Source organism: Selenomonas sp. KH1T6, from assembly GCF_900108415.1.
In the GTDB taxonomy this organism is placed as follows: domain Bacteria; phylum Bacillota; class Negativicutes; order Selenomonadales; family Selenomonadaceae; genus Selenomonas_B; species Selenomonas_B ruminantium_A.
The window spans coordinates 42,111-57,950 of the sequence record NZ_FNWN01000021.1; the positions used below are offsets into that span (position 1 = coordinate 42,111).

A 15,840-nucleotide genomic window follows, 5' to 3' on the forward strand; every position below is an offset into this window, starting at 1 on the left:
TTCCTCCTTCTAACAAAACTTTACCCCTGCTTCTATATAAGCCTTGGCATCAAGGAATACACCCTTTTGCCATCGCAGTTTCAGAAACGCGGGATAGCAGAAAATCACACTGTTTGGCAGCCAGCCGGGCAATCGCCTGAGATGAGCCATCTCCACCAAGCGCTGCCATCTGTCATCGGCCAGCCCCCAGGCCTGCACTCTGCGCATCATCTCTCCGCCTCCATTGTCCAGACGCAGGGGAGGAGACTCTGCCGTTCCCGGCGGCAGGCAGAAATACACGCTGACAGCGAAGGTCTCGCCCACGGTGCCATCCGGCCTCACATCGAACTGGAATTCCGGCACAAAGGGCGGCACAATCAATTCCCGGCATCGGGCCGCTACCTCGACAGCCACCTCAGCCGGTACACCTACCCCGCACAGATGCTCTCCCAGAAGGTCAGGCTCAGCCCGGTAGGCTTCTTGCAGCGGCTCTACAGGTATGTTCTCGGTTCTGACAAAGTTTGCCTTTCGCCCGGGAAACACCCCCGTATAACAGGTAAACCATCCCTGCGGCGCACGCTGCCGAAAGGCCCGATATGCGCCAGCAGCCGACGTTCCCCCTGCCAAGGTCAGAAAAGTTTCCGACGGCGGCATATTTTTCACCAGGAGCTGCACCGCAGGCGAAGGATTATCATCCTTGCCCACATCCCAACTGAGAGCGAGCTTTCTGACTGCCTCTGCTCCAGCAAACCAGCGAAACAGCGGCTTTACTTCCTCCGGCAGGCTGCTCCCCGCAACTTCATCCGCCTTCAGTGACTCCCTCGCGGTCAGCACATGCAGGTCAAACCAAGGCTTCCCCCATAAGGGCACTTCAAACCATAACTCCGGGAAAGCAGTCCCAACCAGGCTGCTGCCAAAAGCGCGGCGAGCTGCTTCCTTCTGACTGCCGAAGAGCGCATCTTCCCGCCCTTTGGCAGTCAGCAGGGCATAAATCATCTCATAGATATCTTCCCGCTCCAGGCCCATAAATTGCATTTTTCCCATCATTCTGCCCCTATCATTTTTGCCTTCAGTTCCAGGTAGCACTTGGTGCTCTGCAGGGAGCCGCCCCGGTACTTGAGCTTGAGGGAGTGGACACCTGCGGCCAGGCCCAGAAGCTGACTGCCGCCCTCTGCCAGTTTGCGCCTTCGCCCCTTGCTCACAGCGCAGCCAGCCAGATGATGCCAACGCCCGTCCGTCAGGCCCTCCCGTTCCATCTTCTCCAGCAGCGCGGCGCCCCCATCGGTCCGCATATAAGCTTCCTTTGCCAGGATATCAAGACCCTGAAGGAAGCTGATGATCCCCAGCGTGTCTCCCATGCGTCCCCCCGGATAGAGGTCAAACTGCAGTTCCGTGTAAATCTCCGGCAAAATGTATGCGGCGCACTGCTTCAGCATTTCCCCGTGAAAGGCCGTAAAGCCCACCTGCCACAGCTGCTCTGCCAGCCGCTCCGGCTCGGCGTGGATAGTTTCCCGCGCCTCTTCCGTCAGGGCCACAGCCAGACGCAAGGGGGCCTCGGGACGATGAGCAAAAAGTCCCAAATAATATGTCCTCCACACCTTCGGCATTTTTTCATGGAATGACAGGCAATCGGCCAGCCGTTCCTCCGCCCCCAACGTATGCAGAAAAGGTTCGACGTATTCCGCGTTTTGCCTATAGCCCAGCATCGCCGCCGCCTGCTCCGTGTCGCCCCTGCTCACATCCACTTCTATGCCGCAGCTGCAGCCCTCCGCTCTTGGCTTCTCTGTCCACCAGTCAAAGGTCTTCTGCAGCCCATAGCCCCGTCCGGGGCCAAAGGACACCCCCGGTAGCAGGGAACCGTCATAAAGGGTCGTCACATCACAATAAGGCTCGCCCTGCAAGGGAATCTCCAGATAAAAGGTGGGGATATAGCTGCACCTGAGCAGCGCCTTCTTCACAGCTTCGCTAAGCCGCTCCGGCGCGATGCCGAACAGTTCCGCTTGGCGTCCCTCAGCAGACATACGCCGATAAATCATGTCAAAAATGGAACTGGCATCCGACAGATACATAGACGCCCCCCTTTGATTTTCCATTTATCCGCAAGGTCCCTGTATGCCTCTTATTCTACATAAAGCCACGCATTTCCTCCCTGATTCAAGCCACCTGTCACTTCGCGAAGGAAACGAGAAGGTTTTGCCTGCAGCAAATCTGGAAAATGTCGTTATTATAAAAATCTTATAAAACTTTCAAAAGTATCGTTTTTTTCGTTCCCATAACGTATAATATTATAAAGACGCTTTATATCCGCGCCATGTGCCAAACATGAAAAAGACATGGTCTGAATCGTATTACTAAGCAGCGGGTAAAAAAACAAAATATAAGGAGGCGATTAGTATGGCAGAATCCAAGACTGAAAAAATGCAGCAGATGCTAGCAGACAAGGCAGTGGATGCGGAACAGCTGGATAACGTCTCGGGCGGGAGCTACGCATATCTTTGCGACGACAGCGAATTCCTGAACATGCTGCTGAGGGGCAAACCCGGCCAATGCAAATGTAACAAGCACGCTGACTTTGATGATGGTTTTTTCGCAACAATGCGCAATCGTCCAATTATAGATGATATAGCCACGGCCTGGGCAGCCGTTGGGATCCGCCTAGAAGGCAGTGCTGATGTCGACACGGCAAACCGTTATTTCAACATGGAAACCGGGGCCGAGATGAGCAGGTACGACGCCATCAAACACGCGGAAAATTTCTTCCCCAGCACTGAAAAACACCATCGGCGGCGTCACTGAGCGGGACGGATGATTTCGGTCGCAAGCAGGAGACGATGCGACCTTCGGATTGGTGCTGGTAACTGAGGGAAGACAAACAAATACCGCATAAGCAAAGGCAGGACTCTCTTCCTGCCTTTTTTCTTCGTCTTTCTTTATCAAATGAAGGGCTCCAAGTTTGCAAACCAATTTTTCATACCTTATAACCCTTCTTTAGCTTACCCTCCCCCATTTTCTATCCCACAGGGCGAGAATTTCCGTCTTGTATTTCTTCACCATATTGACACCATACCAGGCGGGAAACAGCATCATCACCAGCTCTATATAAGATGTCACTCCTGGCGTGTCGTGCATAACTCCGTCAATTACACCAGGGGTAGTGCTCATGGCCAGCGCATCATATAGGGTGTGTAGAATCGCTGTTGGCCAATAGCTCCCCGTGCGTAGGGCAAGAGCGCCCATATACAACCCAAACAACACTGAGTGAATCGCCTGATGGATTGCTGTCTCCATCGGTGCTCCCCCCAGCACGTTACAGCAATGGGACAGCCCGAAAACCACCGATGAAACTACCAGCGACCACCAGACCCGTTTTTCGCCAGACAGAAAGCGCATGCCAATGGCAATCGTAAAGATGCGGAAAACTGCTTCCTCGAAAAATCCAGCACATGCAGACATCGCGACAATGATAAGGGTCAACCGGAAAAAGAAACCGTTATCCACACCCTCCAGCAGGATGGAGATTCCCAGGAATACCCACAGCGGCACGCTCCAGCGGAGCACATCCCTTAGCGGGACATGGAGCCGCAGCACCCCCTGCCAATCGGGAGCGAACCACCGCTTGAAAAGCCAAAGAAAGAGGAAAGACGAAACCGCTATGCAAAAGGCCTCCATCACGTCCTTGTCCAGCTGCGGCAGGACCTGGCGGATGATTCCCTGCCCCGCAATTCCCATGAGCGGATAAACGACCGTGATGAAAAATGTGCCAACCACCATGACAAAAAGCGGCGCTTTTTCGCAGAAAAAATGTCCTCGGCCTGGCTTTTTTTCGCTTTTTGCAGGCTCGATACCATTCATAAAACCACCTCCCCTATTTTCCTTACGATAAAAAACACCTGTTTCAAAACCTTTCTTTGGGTCTTACATACAGCGTGCGAAGCATCCATTTAAAATGGACGCTTCGCAAAAAATATATGCTCCCCCTATGATGATAGTTTGATTTTTTACTATCTCCCATAGGGAGAGCATGGGTGGCACTTATCTTTATTTAATTAAGTTGTACCGTTACCAGCTGGTCTTGCGGCTCATTGTCTTGCCCCAATCCGAAATCACCTTCCAGGCCTGGCTGCTGATGCCTGTGATGTGATAAACAGTCTGTTCGCCGTAGGCCGTTTCGCGAACGTAATTGCCATCGCCGCCCATGAAGAATTCATAACGCATACTGTCACTTGGGAACTCGAGGATTACATACTGACCCTCGGGGGTTTCCCAAGGTTTCGCTTGCTCGAAATACGCCCCGTTCATGATCTTCTCAACATAGGGCTTCGCATTGAATCCGTCACGGTAGGCAACCGTGCCATATTCCAGCGAAGTAATGTTATAGTCATCGTAACCGTCCCAAATCCGGCCGAGCATATCGCCGAGAGTACACGCTGAACTCTCAGCGTGGACCACCGGTACAGCATCCAGGACAACGTCTGCGGCGCCAAATGTAACCAGAGAAACAGAAAGCAACGCAGACGCAGCAATCTTTTTGAGGTTCATCATTATTCCTCCTTTGCATTTACGAAAAAGTTTTTTCATAAGCATACCAAAGCAATCTCCGCATGGCATTCCCCCTCTCAAAGCAGTATTCCTTGCCAATCTTGTTCCGTTGACGGGCAATACCCTTATTCAACAATCGCCCTGTTTTAGTTGATGAACTGAAAATTTAAATGTAAAATTGTGACTTTTTATATGCGCTTGGCTATTACCGATGGGCTGCCAGTTCGTTATACCACTTCTGCATAACAGAACTCGCCTTCGTCTCGCCATCCGCGAAGGTCGCCTTGTAGAGAATTTCAAAACCGTCCCCATGAACTTCCCGAACATAGTTTTCCTTGCCGGACAGTTTGAAAAAGTCAAAGCGGAGCTCTTCTTGAGGGAAATTCAGCACAATATACTCCCCATCCGGCGCTTCCTCCAAATCCACCATTTCATATTTCACGTTCCTGATCAGCTGCTCCACATATTCCGAAGCCTTCACCTCTTTCGAGAACAGGGGGCCAAACTGGTTCGTGCTGACCATATACTTTGGGTGTGGGTTATTGGCATAGGCTGCGCGGGCCAAGGCTATGGCAACGCTGCTGTTGTCGTAGCTTTCAGGGACAAGCCCCTGGTTCGTCTCTATGAATTCTCCCCTCACGTCCTTGCCTGCCCACTCGCAAAGCTCCTGCCAGCGTTTGCTGTCTCGCTGCATATCATCGGCATCCTGACGGATGAAGCGCACATCCGTTGGATGACAGAAGACATAGAAGCGTCCCTCGGCATCCTTCGCAAAGACCTCCATGCCGGACATCTCGGAACAGAGCAGTTCATGAAGCTTGTCCTTGCTGACACGCTGGATGGTGAAGAGCCATCCCGGGCCGTTCTCCCGTTCATTCTGGAGCCAGGCGTCCGCCACCGATTTAGCCTCTGTGCAGGAAAAAAGCCTCCCCTCTTTGTCTTCCTTGAATACCTTGGTATAAATCAATTCATCGTAGTAACCGGGCACCATCAGCAGCATGCCGTCATTTTCGTAAGGAACCATCGCCTCGCAGACCGCCGAGCCAATGACCGGCGTGGCAGAATAGGACGGCAGTACCGCTGCCAGGGAAGCGGCCAATGCCACTGTGAAAATAGATCTTTTCATGTTCATGTTCTTCTCCCCCTCAATATCCTTACCCTTCGCTCACATAGCTGCGCTCGTTCTTCGGGATATTCTCCCAACGCACCTCGTTCGCCTCGAGGCCGTGAGCAAGCCCCCAAGCCGCCGCGATCCCCGCCGCCTCACCCATGCTCATGCAGGTGGGCTGGATACGCACTGATGCCTGCGCAGCGAAGCTGGCACTGATGCAGCGCCCTGCCACCAGCAGGTTGGAAATTTCGTTGGCCACCATCGCCCGATAGGGGATCTCATAATACTGACCTCTTTTCAGTTTCTCGCCAAGATCGAGCTCAACATCGTGGATGTCGATAGGGTACGCTGTACGGCAAACTGCATCAGAGAACTTTCGCGCCTTGAAATAATCCGTGGCCTCCAGGTAATATTTCCCGCGAATCCGCCAGGACTCCCGTACACCCACCATGCTCGCCTCACGGCTAACGTAAGATTTCTCAAAGCCCGGTATGTTTCCGGCGAAGAACGCCGCCAGCCGCCAAATCATCTGTCGTCCGAAACTCACCGCCTTGCTCTGGGAAACCGCATCTGTGGCACTAAATACTGCACCAGGCATTTGCGGGCAATTCATGGACATTGTGGCAGTCTTGCCGGGAATCGTGAAGGCCTGGATATACACGATGTCTTCTTTCTTCAATGTTCCCTGCTCCACACCACGCTGGAAAAACGCCTCGTTCTTCTTCCATTTCGCGAATTCCAGGAAAGGCGGCGTGCCCTTTTTCAGCGCCTCCTCCAACTTCTCCGCGAACATCCCCCTCGTCCAGTCGTCTTTGAGTTCTTTAGTAAAGAAACGATAAACCTTGCCTACGTCGATGCCGCCCATCTCAAAGCGCAGGCTCATGGCCTGGTTGCGACCGGTCTTCTCCGAGCCCCTTTCTGCCGGGATGCCTGCGAACCGTGCCAGCAACGCGTCACCGGTTCCATCGATGAAAACCTTTGCCTGAATCTTCGCCAGCCCTTCAACCGTCTGCACGACGCAGGCAATGACTCGCCCTTCCTCCGTGACTGTGCCAACCAGGGCAGCGTTGTAGAGGATATCGACGCCCGCCTCCTCGCACATCTCGTCATAGACGATGCTCAGATACTCCGGTATATACTGCCCGCGGCCGCCACCGTAGTATGTGTCGGTCTCAAAACCCAGCAACGGCCCCGTCCCCTGCGCCTCCATGCGTTTGTTGAGGTCTGTGATGTACGGTGTGTCGCTGCCGTCAGCAAAGGTCGGCATGCAAGGGAAAACACAGCCCTGTGTCTGGAGACCGCCAAGAGAAATGCCACGCTCTACCAGCACCGTCTTCGCGCCTTTGCGTGCTGCGCTGATGGCCGCCGCTGTTCCAGCCGAGCCGCCCCCTACAACGCAGACGTCGGCATTGATCAATACCGGCAGGTCCGCCCCGCTGAAATTCACCGCAGGAATGACCGTCGCAGCCGCTGCTGTTTTTTTCATTTCCACCCCACCACCGAGTACCGCACCTGCCGCCGTCAGGCCCACCAGCTTCATGAAGCTGCGACGGGATATGGGAATAGAAAAAGAATTATTTTCCATGAACATAGCTCCTTTTGCCATGATAGAAATGAAACCGGACCGAAACATTGGAGAATTCTAGAAAACATCATCAACAACGAACCTTGTCCTCATCTTGAAGAAAAAATCAATCAACCTGAACCCAGGCATGGATGCCTCCTTCGGGGCATTCCGGATCATAGCCGCCGTGATGGGGATCGGAATGAATCTCTTTGCCGCACTTGCTGCATTTGTATGTATGCTCATACTGGCCAGAAGAACTGCCTTCCTTGTCCCTTGAAGAAACGTCAGCGGCTGTCGAATTCCAATCGATCTTGACCCATGCATGGATTCCCCTATTGGGACATGCGGGATCATAACCGCCCTCGTGGGGGTCATGGTGGATGATCAAACCGCATTTCGTGCACTGCCAGGCAACCGCAGCATACACAGCCTGCAAACCGCCCGACGCGTAAAATGCGACTGATGCCAGGAACGCAAAGGCAACCGCAAAAGCAACATGTTTTCTCATTTTCTTTCCTCCTCTGCATAACAATACTTGTCAATACTTCTGACATAACCTCAGAGATCTTTATGCTTCATTTGGAGAGGCGTTTCCACTATGCGCAATGCTGCCGTACCGTCATCATTGGACTGCATGACGGCCCTGCTGCCAAAAGGCAGGCAAAGATTATTCTTGCCATGCCCTACTGGTACTCCCTTCAGCCATGGCTTGCCGGAGAGCTTGGCATAGTACGAAAGCACCTCATCCAAATGGAAGTCACCTTCTTCGTAATCATCCTCTGCACCAACAAAGTCTCCCACCACTACGCCGCTTACACGAAGCAGGAGGCCACTCTGCCAAAGCTGCTGAAGCATACGGTCAATCTTATATGTTTCCTCTCCCACATCTTCAATAAATAAAATAGCCCCCACTCCCTTCAATTCGTACGGAGTGCCTATCAGGGAGACCAGAATAGACAGATTGCCGCCTATGATCTGCCCCTCAGCACTGCCTGACTGGATTGCCTGAAGCTTTATATCCTTTGGCAGGGGAATATCGTCCGGGTAAAGTTTGCCACTTAAAGCCCTGGCAAAGTTTTCCCGGGTATAATCCGTGTCGGATGCTTTCTTCCTGAACGAAGTAAGCATAGGCCCGTGCAATGTTGCCAGATGACTGTTCTGATTCAAAGCCACGTGCATGGCAGTTATATCACTGTAGCCTATAAACAACTTGGGATGCTGCCTGATAGCTTCATAATCCAACTTGTCCAAGATTCTGGCCGAGCCATAGCCGCCACGCAGGCAGAGAATAGCATCAACCTCATCATCACGGAAAAAATTATTGACATCAGCAGCCCGCATCACATCCGGCCCCGCAAGATAGCCGTAATTTGCCTGGCATGAAGGTGCCAGTTTTACTTTGTACCCCAAGCTCTCCAGATACTTGATCGCATTTCCAAAATCATCTGTCCCCGAACTAGTAGCGGGAGCAATAACACCAATGGTATCACCTGGCTCCAGTGCATAGCCGCACACCATCGCAGTTTCCTCTACCCTTGGGGCAGCCTGGGCAACAGGCATATCAGGTACAGCCACACCAACCGGCAAGGGCGCTGACGCCAGCATAATCCCCAGGACTGCAGAACTGAATAACCTTCTCACATAATCACGTTCCTCTCTTGCAAATCCAAGTTCCAAAAATTTTGCAGAGCAGCAGCGCAAATTGTTTTTAACCCAAATTGCTCTCTGCCTGATATTCAACCAAGAACATCATCATTCCTTCTTGAGCATCCCTAGTTTTTTACCAAGGGCCAGCATTTCCAGCTGGAGACAGAAACCATTCATGGCTGGCATGATATGTCCCATCACAGTAACAAAGAGGGCACCCAGAGGCATAAATTCCAGTGGAACTCCAGTACTGGTCATAAGAATGGGCAGGACCACAAGCCCGGAACCGGGAATCGGCGGCGCTGCGATGGCAACAATGACACTCAGGAAGCTGACCTTCACCAACATGGGGAAATCGGCGGGAATCCCCGCAAGATAGAGCATCATCCAAGTCGTAATGGCGAGAAGCACCACACCATTCGGCATATAGAGCACAACGCCCATGGGAAACGCGAAATCGAACAGCTTGGGCTCAACGCCCCAGCCTTCCTTGCAGCATTTTTCACTGGCAGGATATGATGCCATCTGGGAACTGGTGGCGAGATTTATCAGCAGCGCAGGAACCGTGGGCTTCAGGATTTCCTTCAGCGGCCTCCTGACCAGCCTACAGGTTCGCAGGACAACGAAGCCTATGACGATGACCTGCACGGCGAGCATGGCCAGCGCAAATCTGTACAGATCCCAGATTCGCCCTGAATCCATTTGGGCGCTGACGGAGATGATGCCGAAATAGATAAGCAAAGGCAGACCTTTGCATGCCAGCGACATCATCCTGTTCACCACCTTGGCTGATTCATCCACCAGCTTCTCCAGGCTCGAGACCTCTCCCTTCAGCATGAGCAGCACAGTCCCCGTGAAGACAGCAATGACAATGACCTGCAGATCATTGTTGACCTGCAGCGGCGTCACCAGATTATCTGGTATGATATCCAGCACAAGCTGAAGCAGGCTGCCAAACACAGATTCGCCGCTTCCCCCTCCCAAGGAAAGTGGATAGCAGGCGATGCAGGCCAAGGGTGCCAAAAGAAGGGCCACAAGATAAGGCTTTGACAGATGCGCGCAGACTATTTTCCCCATCCGGCCCAGTGACGTCACATCGCCAATATTCTTTATTCCCGTGAGCAGAGCGAAAAAGATCAGTGGCGTTGCCAGCGTCGCAAGAATGCTTACCATTTTCTGGAAAATGCGCGTCACAAAGTCATCCGTGAAGAGCTTTGCCATATTCTCAGGCACGAAGTGCAGCAGGACCATGGTCAATACGGCCATGGCGGCGGCAATCCAGAGCTGATGCAGCATTGTGAGCTTCCGCTTGGGGGGCAGCTTCACCGTGGTGACATTGCACCCACGTAGATACTGATATTGCGTCCCCATACCCAGGACATTCATCATGCGCTGCGCGTATTCGATGACTTCCGCATCCTCCTCATTCGCCATGAGCAGGGGATTGCATTCCTGTCCTGGGGAAGATATGGTGATACGCGAACCACGGAAGAAATCGTCTTTCCATACGCAGGTAACCGCTTTGTCTTTCCCAAAGGCCAGCTGATAATCCAGCAGGACTTCCTCAAGTGTCAATGCCAGGTTCAACTGCTCCCGCTCGGAATACTTTCCTGCCAAAGAGCGGACTTTGGCCACGAGATTGCTGATTTCATCATTAGTCAGTATCAATCGTTGTTTCAGTATTTCTTTGCTCATGCTGCAAAGTCATCTCCTCACAAATTGGACTGCATTCTAAAGTAACCCCCACACAGCCAAAAGCCGTAAGAACAGCGCCTGCGGCTATATTTATTTAAATGTAAGCACTCCACTTCCTTCTTCAGTCATTTGGAAAAATCCTTCATTTCGTTACAGTTCACCTCCCCCATGTGACAAGCGCACAAAATTGATGGGCAATAGCAGGAAAAATCCTCAGGAAATTGAATACATCATACAGAAGCTCGTAACAAGAAAAATAAAGCGAACCTGCATTGACATGATTCATGGGGTAGCAGGCGAAGATGGTTTACGTGATAAAATGATGCAGGAATCAGTAGTATAATAGGGAGGTTTATCGTGAAAAAATCATTCGTATCTGTATTGACAATGACTCTAACTGTTGGGAGTGCATGCACAACCTTTGCTGCAGCAAATCCGTTCTCCGATGTGCCTGTTGGCCATTGGGCTTATGACGCTGTTGCTCAGCTTGCTACTGACGGCGTTATTGAGGGTTATGGAGATGGCACCTTCCGCGGTGATCGGAGCATCACCCGTTATGAGATGGCTCAGATGATTGCAAAGGCAATGGCGAAGAATCCCTCCGGCGGTGACAAAGCTATGCTGGATCGTCTTGCCGCAGAGTTCAGGGAGGAGTTGAATAACCTGGGTGTTCGCGTAAGCAATCTTGAGAAGCATGCTGATATGGTTCAGTGGAGTGGAAAGCTGGAGTACACGTATCATAGCACCCGCATCAGGGATTCTATATCAGGCGACACTGCAAAGGTGAATGTGAATGGATATGTCTTTCGTCTCGAGCCGAAAGCCGAAGTCAATGATCACTGGACCGTGAATGCTCGTCTTGATGCTGAAGGCAATATGAAGCATGACACAACGACAGATGTTTCCCTGAAACGCGCATGGGCACAAGGCGACTACAACAATTTCCAAGTAAAATTAGGCAGGTTCGAATTTAACCCTGCCCCTGAACATGGCCTTCTCTGGGATACGGATATTTCCGGCGCGGAGATGACCTTTGGCAAGGATTTTTATGGGACTATTGTAGTAGGACGCCTGTCGGAGGACAAGGTCAGACCCGGCGTGCGTTTGTCTGACAGTACAGGATGGAGCAATACCGGCATCACACCAATCACAGATTTTTACGAAACATCAGCAAGACTCCATTCCAACGCGCCATCTTCCCTTGTCGGTATCCGGGTGCAGTATGATAATCCGGAATCGAAACTGTATGGCGGTGTCGGGTATTACCATATCAAGGATTCTGACCTGAAGACACTGGATCAGGATCTGGCCAGGAATGGATACAATGATTTCTATACCTACAGCAGAAGTCGCAATGAGGATACGGCTAGCATCTGGACAGTCAATGTGGGCTATCGTTTTAGCAAGAAAGCCAATCTATGGGCAAATTACGCCAAGAACACCAAAACCGATTTTGAGGATACATCATGGCAGTCTGAGTTCGACTATGGCACTTATCAAGATCGACCTGAAAAGGGCGATTGGAGTATTTATGCAGGCTATCGTCGTTTCGGATATAACACCACCTTTCAGGGCACGATGTATGACGACGCGCTTCGTGGCACGAAAGGGTGGGTTCTCGGTGCAAAATATGCCCCCTTCAAGAATGTTGGCCTTATCGCGAAGTACTTCAAGGGAAAAACAATCACCGGCGGCGAGAAAGCAGAGAAGCTATTCGGACGAGTTGAGTTCTTCTTTTGACGCAGCAGCTTAGGGTGGAACTTGCCATGAAACATGGTATTAGAAGTGTTGCCTTCCCGTCCATCTCCACCGGCGTGTTTACATAACGCTGATACAACTCTGATAATATTCGACAATGATGGCTATTTTCCTTCTACAAAATAAACAGCATTTTTCCAATAAATCCACGATTCTTCCTGTAGTTTTCGCTGTCGAATTGTGCTTTTCCTGCTTAATGTACTTATTTTACCTGTACCAAAGGTCTGAACTGTAACAACAAAACCAAAAGCCGCAGGAGCAGTTCCTGCGGCTATATTTATGCAAATATACGCGCTCCTCTAACTTCTTTATCCATTCGGCCTTGGTGAAGCCCCATAGAAAAGCATGTGACCCGACTCATTCCTCACTGCTGTAAATCCCTTTATCCACCTTTCCCTCCATACTGGCCAGTATAAGAGAACTGTTGATATTGGATAGTACCGCGGACAAGGTCGTAAAGGAATCTATGATTGGGTCGATGCCGATAAAAAGAGTTACTGCCGCTGCCGGAACCCCCGCCATTTCAAAAAGTGAAGCCATCACCATCAGGTTAGCGCCCGGCATGCTGGGGATAGTCAAGGTAAGCAGCATTGATGCCAGGAAGAAAGAGAGCAGAAATTCTCCAGTGATAGGCAATCCCAAGGTGACCCGCAGAAGGATTGCCAGCATCACCACAAACATGCCTCCCCCGGTCATATTGAATTGCATCCCCACTGGAATGGCAAACAGAGTTAATTTCTCATCCATACCCAGCTTGCTTTTGCAAAGCTCCATGGTCTGAATAAGACAGGCACTGGAACTGCGCGTGGTAAAGGGTAAAAGGCCGAAGGGCAAGGTTTTTTTCAAATATGGTGTGGGGGACAAGCGCCCCAGCAGAGGAATAATTATGCTGCAAACACCCAGCAAGAAAACAATTTCACCAACAGTCCCCAAAATAATCCAAAAATAGCCCAGCAAGGCAGTAATTTCCACCTCAAGCATCAGTTTTGCCATGGAAGCAAATACCACCAGGGGCATCAAGGGCAGGATGGCGCTTATGGCATTCATCATAAGACGATTGAAAAAGTTTATGTAGTCCTTCAGCCATTCTGCCTGTTCTTCAAACTTGATCAGCAACATTCCAAAGAAAAAAGCCAGAAATAAAACCTGCAACAGATTGTTGTTATAAAAAGGCGATACCAAATCCCCTGGCACTATGTCCAGCAGCAATTCCCGCAGTGAGAGCTGGCTGGCCACCTCCGCTGTCCCACTGGACACCATCCCCACAAATTCCGGCATCTGCCCCATCCATACGCCCAGGGGCAATGCCATAGCCAGGCCAATAACCATCTTCAGCAGGGAAATGCCCAGCAGTTTGCCGCCCATGCGTCCTATATCAGCAGCCTTGGACATATTCAATATGCCGGACAGCACAGAGAGGAAAATCATGGGAGCTATAGACATCCGCAGGGCCTTCATAAACAATTCTTCTATAGAACTGAATATGTTCAGTTCCAGCCAGCCAAGAAGTTCCGCTCCCAGAAAGTTCTTCAGTATGAGCCCCATGGCAATGCCGCCCACCAAGCCAATGCCAAGATTCCAAACCTGTTTATTCCCGGACTCATGCACCAATATGGAAACAATATTCCTGCCCCTGCGCCTGACATAGCTCATCTTGGGCAGATGGGACTTCAGGCTGGCCAGAACCATGCGTTCTTCTTCGTCATCAGAGTTTGCATCCAGTTCGATGATGGGATTGCACTCCTCTCCCAGGGAAGAGATTTTCAAACTGACATTTCCAAACCTTTTCTGAAGGGAAACCTCTGCCACAAAGGATTTCTCTTCTCCAGAAGCCTTAGCCAACCTGATGAAATTTTCCTCCAGCAGGAACTGGGCGGTCATTATTTCATTGCTTGTTAATTTCCACGCGCTAAGGGCTTTTTCCAGACACTCCATCACTTTATCATAATCCTTTTGGGATAAAACCATGGATTCCTTCATACTTGTTTGCTCCCCCTTCTTCCTGCCTTTGCTTGTGCGTTTATCTTTACCTAGATGGAGGCCTTACTATTCCCAAAACTCCAATTCCATAATGCGCTGGATACGAGCAAAAAATTCACGTTCCACAAAAGCTGCCCGGCTGCTCGGCAAATAGCCCGAATGGGAGGAGCGGCAGACATCCATAGCCCGAAAAGCCATTTTTGCCTGAGCCAGGTAATCTATCAGCTTGTCCATACGGCGGACGATGGTTTCTTCGCTGGCGATCTGTGGCGTAGACAAATGCTCTTTATATACGAGCCAATATTTTCCCTCCTGCTCTTTTGCATTTACAACTTTCTTAGGCAAGATGCGGAAAGGGTGATTTCTGTCGTTCACGAACTCCTCATAAGCCGCTGCCGTGATTTCTATCCGCGCCTCCGGCACGCTCCCCAGACTGTTGTCCCAGCAGAAATAATCAAAATCCACATCCAACACTATGCCGTCTTGGGGCAAGTCATCCTCTCCCAAAAGACCGCCGTCAATGCGGGAAAAAAAACGATAGTCACTTTCGCTGTTCATCTTTTCTGCCGCATGAAAAAAGGGGACGTAATCACCGCATATCAATTCTTTGGCAGATGCTAAGCAGACGTACTGTTCTTTTTTTTTCAAGGAGACCGGCCGCAGATTTTTCAGAATATGTACCGTGGAAAAAAGACCCTGATATATGGCGGGAACGATAAAGTCGGCGATTCCGAGGGCCTGGTCCATTAGACGGCGTGCCTCCTCCGTCGTTCCCGCAAGCTGGGTAAAATCCCAATTATACCCGCCGCACACCATGTCATCATGGTGGTCGACATGAAGGAGATAATTTCCCGTTTCTCCGATGATTTTTTGCTCTTTGAACCTGTGCCAGGCCACGAAGGCTTCGTTGTGTTCGTCTGCCACTATGACCGGTATCTTCATGGACTTATCTCCTCGTTACGTTTTTTACTCTTCAGCCACAGATTTCCAGCAGGCATTTCAACAGATTCTCTTGGATTCGTGCGGCTTACCAGTTTCTAGAAGGAGCGTACACATCGAACCCCGCCTCGCCACCGGCAATCTGCTTCAGTTCTTCCGGACTCAGATCAATCTCGGAAAGCTGGGCGAAATACTTCTCCGCCTCTTCCGTAGCCCTCATCCTTCGCCAGTTTCAGAAGTTCCTCGACACTCTGGCAGGCCATAGCCTTCTTCACCTGCTCGTAAGACCCCTGTACATTCGGATCAAACTTTTTCATACTGTTTTCCTCCCTTTGGGAAAAATATGAATATACATATCTATACAAATGGGCAGAACCATCACCTCGAAAGCACAGGTCGTCCACAGTCTATTCACTTTAGCCGCACTTCAATGCGAAAACGGCGCGAAACCGTCAAGGCATCTTTGAAATAGCGGATATAAAAACGCCGATTGGCTGTTGACTCAGGCCTTAAGCAAAAAGTAAGCTGCTTGCAGCTTTGGCTCGTCAGGCGTACCATGTGCGCTGCCATTTTTCCACCGCCGCCCCGGGCGCGGAATTTTGGAGCCGAATAAAAAATGGGAATG

At 50.9% G+C, this 15,840-nt stretch carries 16 protein-coding genes; 3 read left to right on the forward strand and 13 right to left on the reverse strand.

Translation table 11 applies throughout. From position 1 onward, the window contains the following. Positions 1–9: 9 nt before the first annotated feature. Both BLW59_RS11940 and BLW59_RS11945 read right to left on the reverse strand, forming a co-directional pair. The gene (locus BLW59_RS11940; RefSeq protein WP_074697976.1) at positions 10–1,023 is read right to left on the reverse strand and encodes a hypothetical protein; all 1,014 of its coding nucleotides are present in this window, start codon (positions 1,021–1,023) and stop codon (positions 10–12) included. Next, positions 1,023–2,048, reverse strand: a complete 1,026-nt coding sequence (locus tag BLW59_RS11945; RefSeq protein ID WP_074697977.1) for a hypothetical protein — start codon at positions 2,046–2,048, stop codon at positions 1,023–1,025. The genes BLW59_RS11940 and BLW59_RS11945 overlap by 1 nt, the downstream gene beginning before the upstream one ends. Before the next feature lie 325 nt (positions 2,049–2,373). Between BLW59_RS11945 and BLW59_RS11950 the strand changes: the two genes are divergently transcribed. Further along, positions 2,374–2,775, forward strand: coding sequence for a hypothetical protein (locus BLW59_RS11950; protein WP_074697978.1), 402 nt, complete (start codon positions 2,374–2,376; stop codon positions 2,773–2,775). Positions 2,776–2,967: 192 nt separating this feature from the next. Here BLW59_RS11950 and BLW59_RS11955 read toward each other — a convergent pair whose 3' ends face one another. The 7 genes from BLW59_RS11955 to BLW59_RS11985 form a co-directional block, all read right to left on the reverse strand. After that, positions 2,968–3,831, reverse strand: a complete 864-nt coding sequence (locus BLW59_RS11955) for a CPBP family intramembrane glutamic endopeptidase (RefSeq protein ID WP_074697979.1) — start codon at positions 3,829–3,831, stop codon at positions 2,968–2,970. Between the two features lie 207 nt (positions 3,832–4,038). Continuing rightward, positions 4,039–4,518, reverse strand: a complete 480-nt coding sequence (locus BLW59_RS11960) for a hypothetical protein (RefSeq protein ID WP_074697980.1) — start codon at positions 4,516–4,518, stop codon at positions 4,039–4,041. A 205-nt stretch (positions 4,519–4,723) separates the two neighbouring features. After that, positions 4,724–5,650, reverse strand: coding sequence for a hypothetical protein (locus BLW59_RS11965; protein ID WP_074697981.1), 927 nt, complete (start codon positions 5,648–5,650; stop codon positions 4,724–4,726). A gap of 22 nt (positions 5,651–5,672) precedes the next feature. Continuing rightward, a complete protein-coding gene (locus tag BLW59_RS11970) occupies positions 5,673–7,214 on the reverse strand; it encodes an FAD-dependent oxidoreductase (protein ID WP_318258544.1) in 1,542 nt (513 codons plus the stop codon). Between the two features lie 106 nt (positions 7,215–7,320). Beyond that, a complete protein-coding gene (locus tag BLW59_RS11975) occupies positions 7,321–7,704 on the reverse strand; it encodes a hypothetical protein (RefSeq protein ID WP_074697982.1) in 384 nt (127 codons plus the stop codon). A 50-nt stretch (positions 7,705–7,754) separates the two neighbouring features. After that, a complete protein-coding gene (locus BLW59_RS11980) occupies positions 7,755–8,837 on the reverse strand; it encodes an LD-carboxypeptidase (RefSeq protein ID WP_175463430.1) in 1,083 nt (360 codons plus the stop codon). A gap of 111 nt (positions 8,838–8,948) precedes the next feature. Then, on the reverse strand, positions 8,949–10,538 hold the full coding sequence (locus tag BLW59_RS11985) for a dicarboxylate/amino acid:cation symporter (protein ID WP_074697983.1): 1,590 nt from the start codon (positions 10,536–10,538) through the stop codon (positions 8,949–8,951). Between the two features lie 357 nt (positions 10,539–10,895). Here BLW59_RS11985 and BLW59_RS11990 point away from each other — a divergent pair, with 357 nt between their 5' ends. Then, the gene (locus tag BLW59_RS11990; protein WP_074697984.1) at positions 10,896–12,278 is read left to right on the forward strand and encodes a putative porin; all 1,383 of its coding nucleotides are present in this window, start codon (positions 10,896–10,898) and stop codon (positions 12,276–12,278) included. 14 nt (positions 12,279–12,292) lie between these two features. Beyond that, positions 12,293–12,364, forward strand: coding sequence for a macro domain-containing protein (locus tag BLW59_RS18365; protein WP_413778192.1), 72 nt, complete (start codon positions 12,293–12,295; stop codon positions 12,362–12,364). A gap of 289 nt (positions 12,365–12,653) precedes the next feature. Here the strand turns inward: BLW59_RS18365 and BLW59_RS11995 are convergent, their stop codons facing one another. The 4 genes from BLW59_RS11995 to BLW59_RS17995 all read right to left on the reverse strand — a co-directional run. Then, the gene (locus BLW59_RS11995; protein ID WP_074697985.1) at positions 12,654–14,276 is read right to left on the reverse strand and encodes a dicarboxylate/amino acid:cation symporter; all 1,623 of its coding nucleotides are present in this window, start codon (positions 14,274–14,276) and stop codon (positions 12,654–12,656) included. A gap of 66 nt (positions 14,277–14,342) precedes the next feature. Further along, positions 14,343–15,218 (reverse strand): UPF0489 family protein, encoded by an 876-nt coding sequence (locus BLW59_RS12000; protein WP_074697986.1) that lies wholly within the window; start codon positions 15,216–15,218, stop codon positions 14,343–14,345. Between the two features lie 164 nt (positions 15,219–15,382). Next, positions 15,383–15,532 (reverse strand): hypothetical protein, encoded by a 150-nt coding sequence (locus BLW59_RS17780; protein WP_175463431.1) that lies wholly within the window; start codon positions 15,530–15,532, stop codon positions 15,383–15,385. A 94-nt stretch (positions 15,533–15,626) separates the two neighbouring features. Next, a partial coding sequence (locus tag BLW59_RS17995; RefSeq protein WP_217634618.1) for a hypothetical protein occupies positions 15,627–15,840 on the reverse strand: 214 nt, incomplete at its 5' end.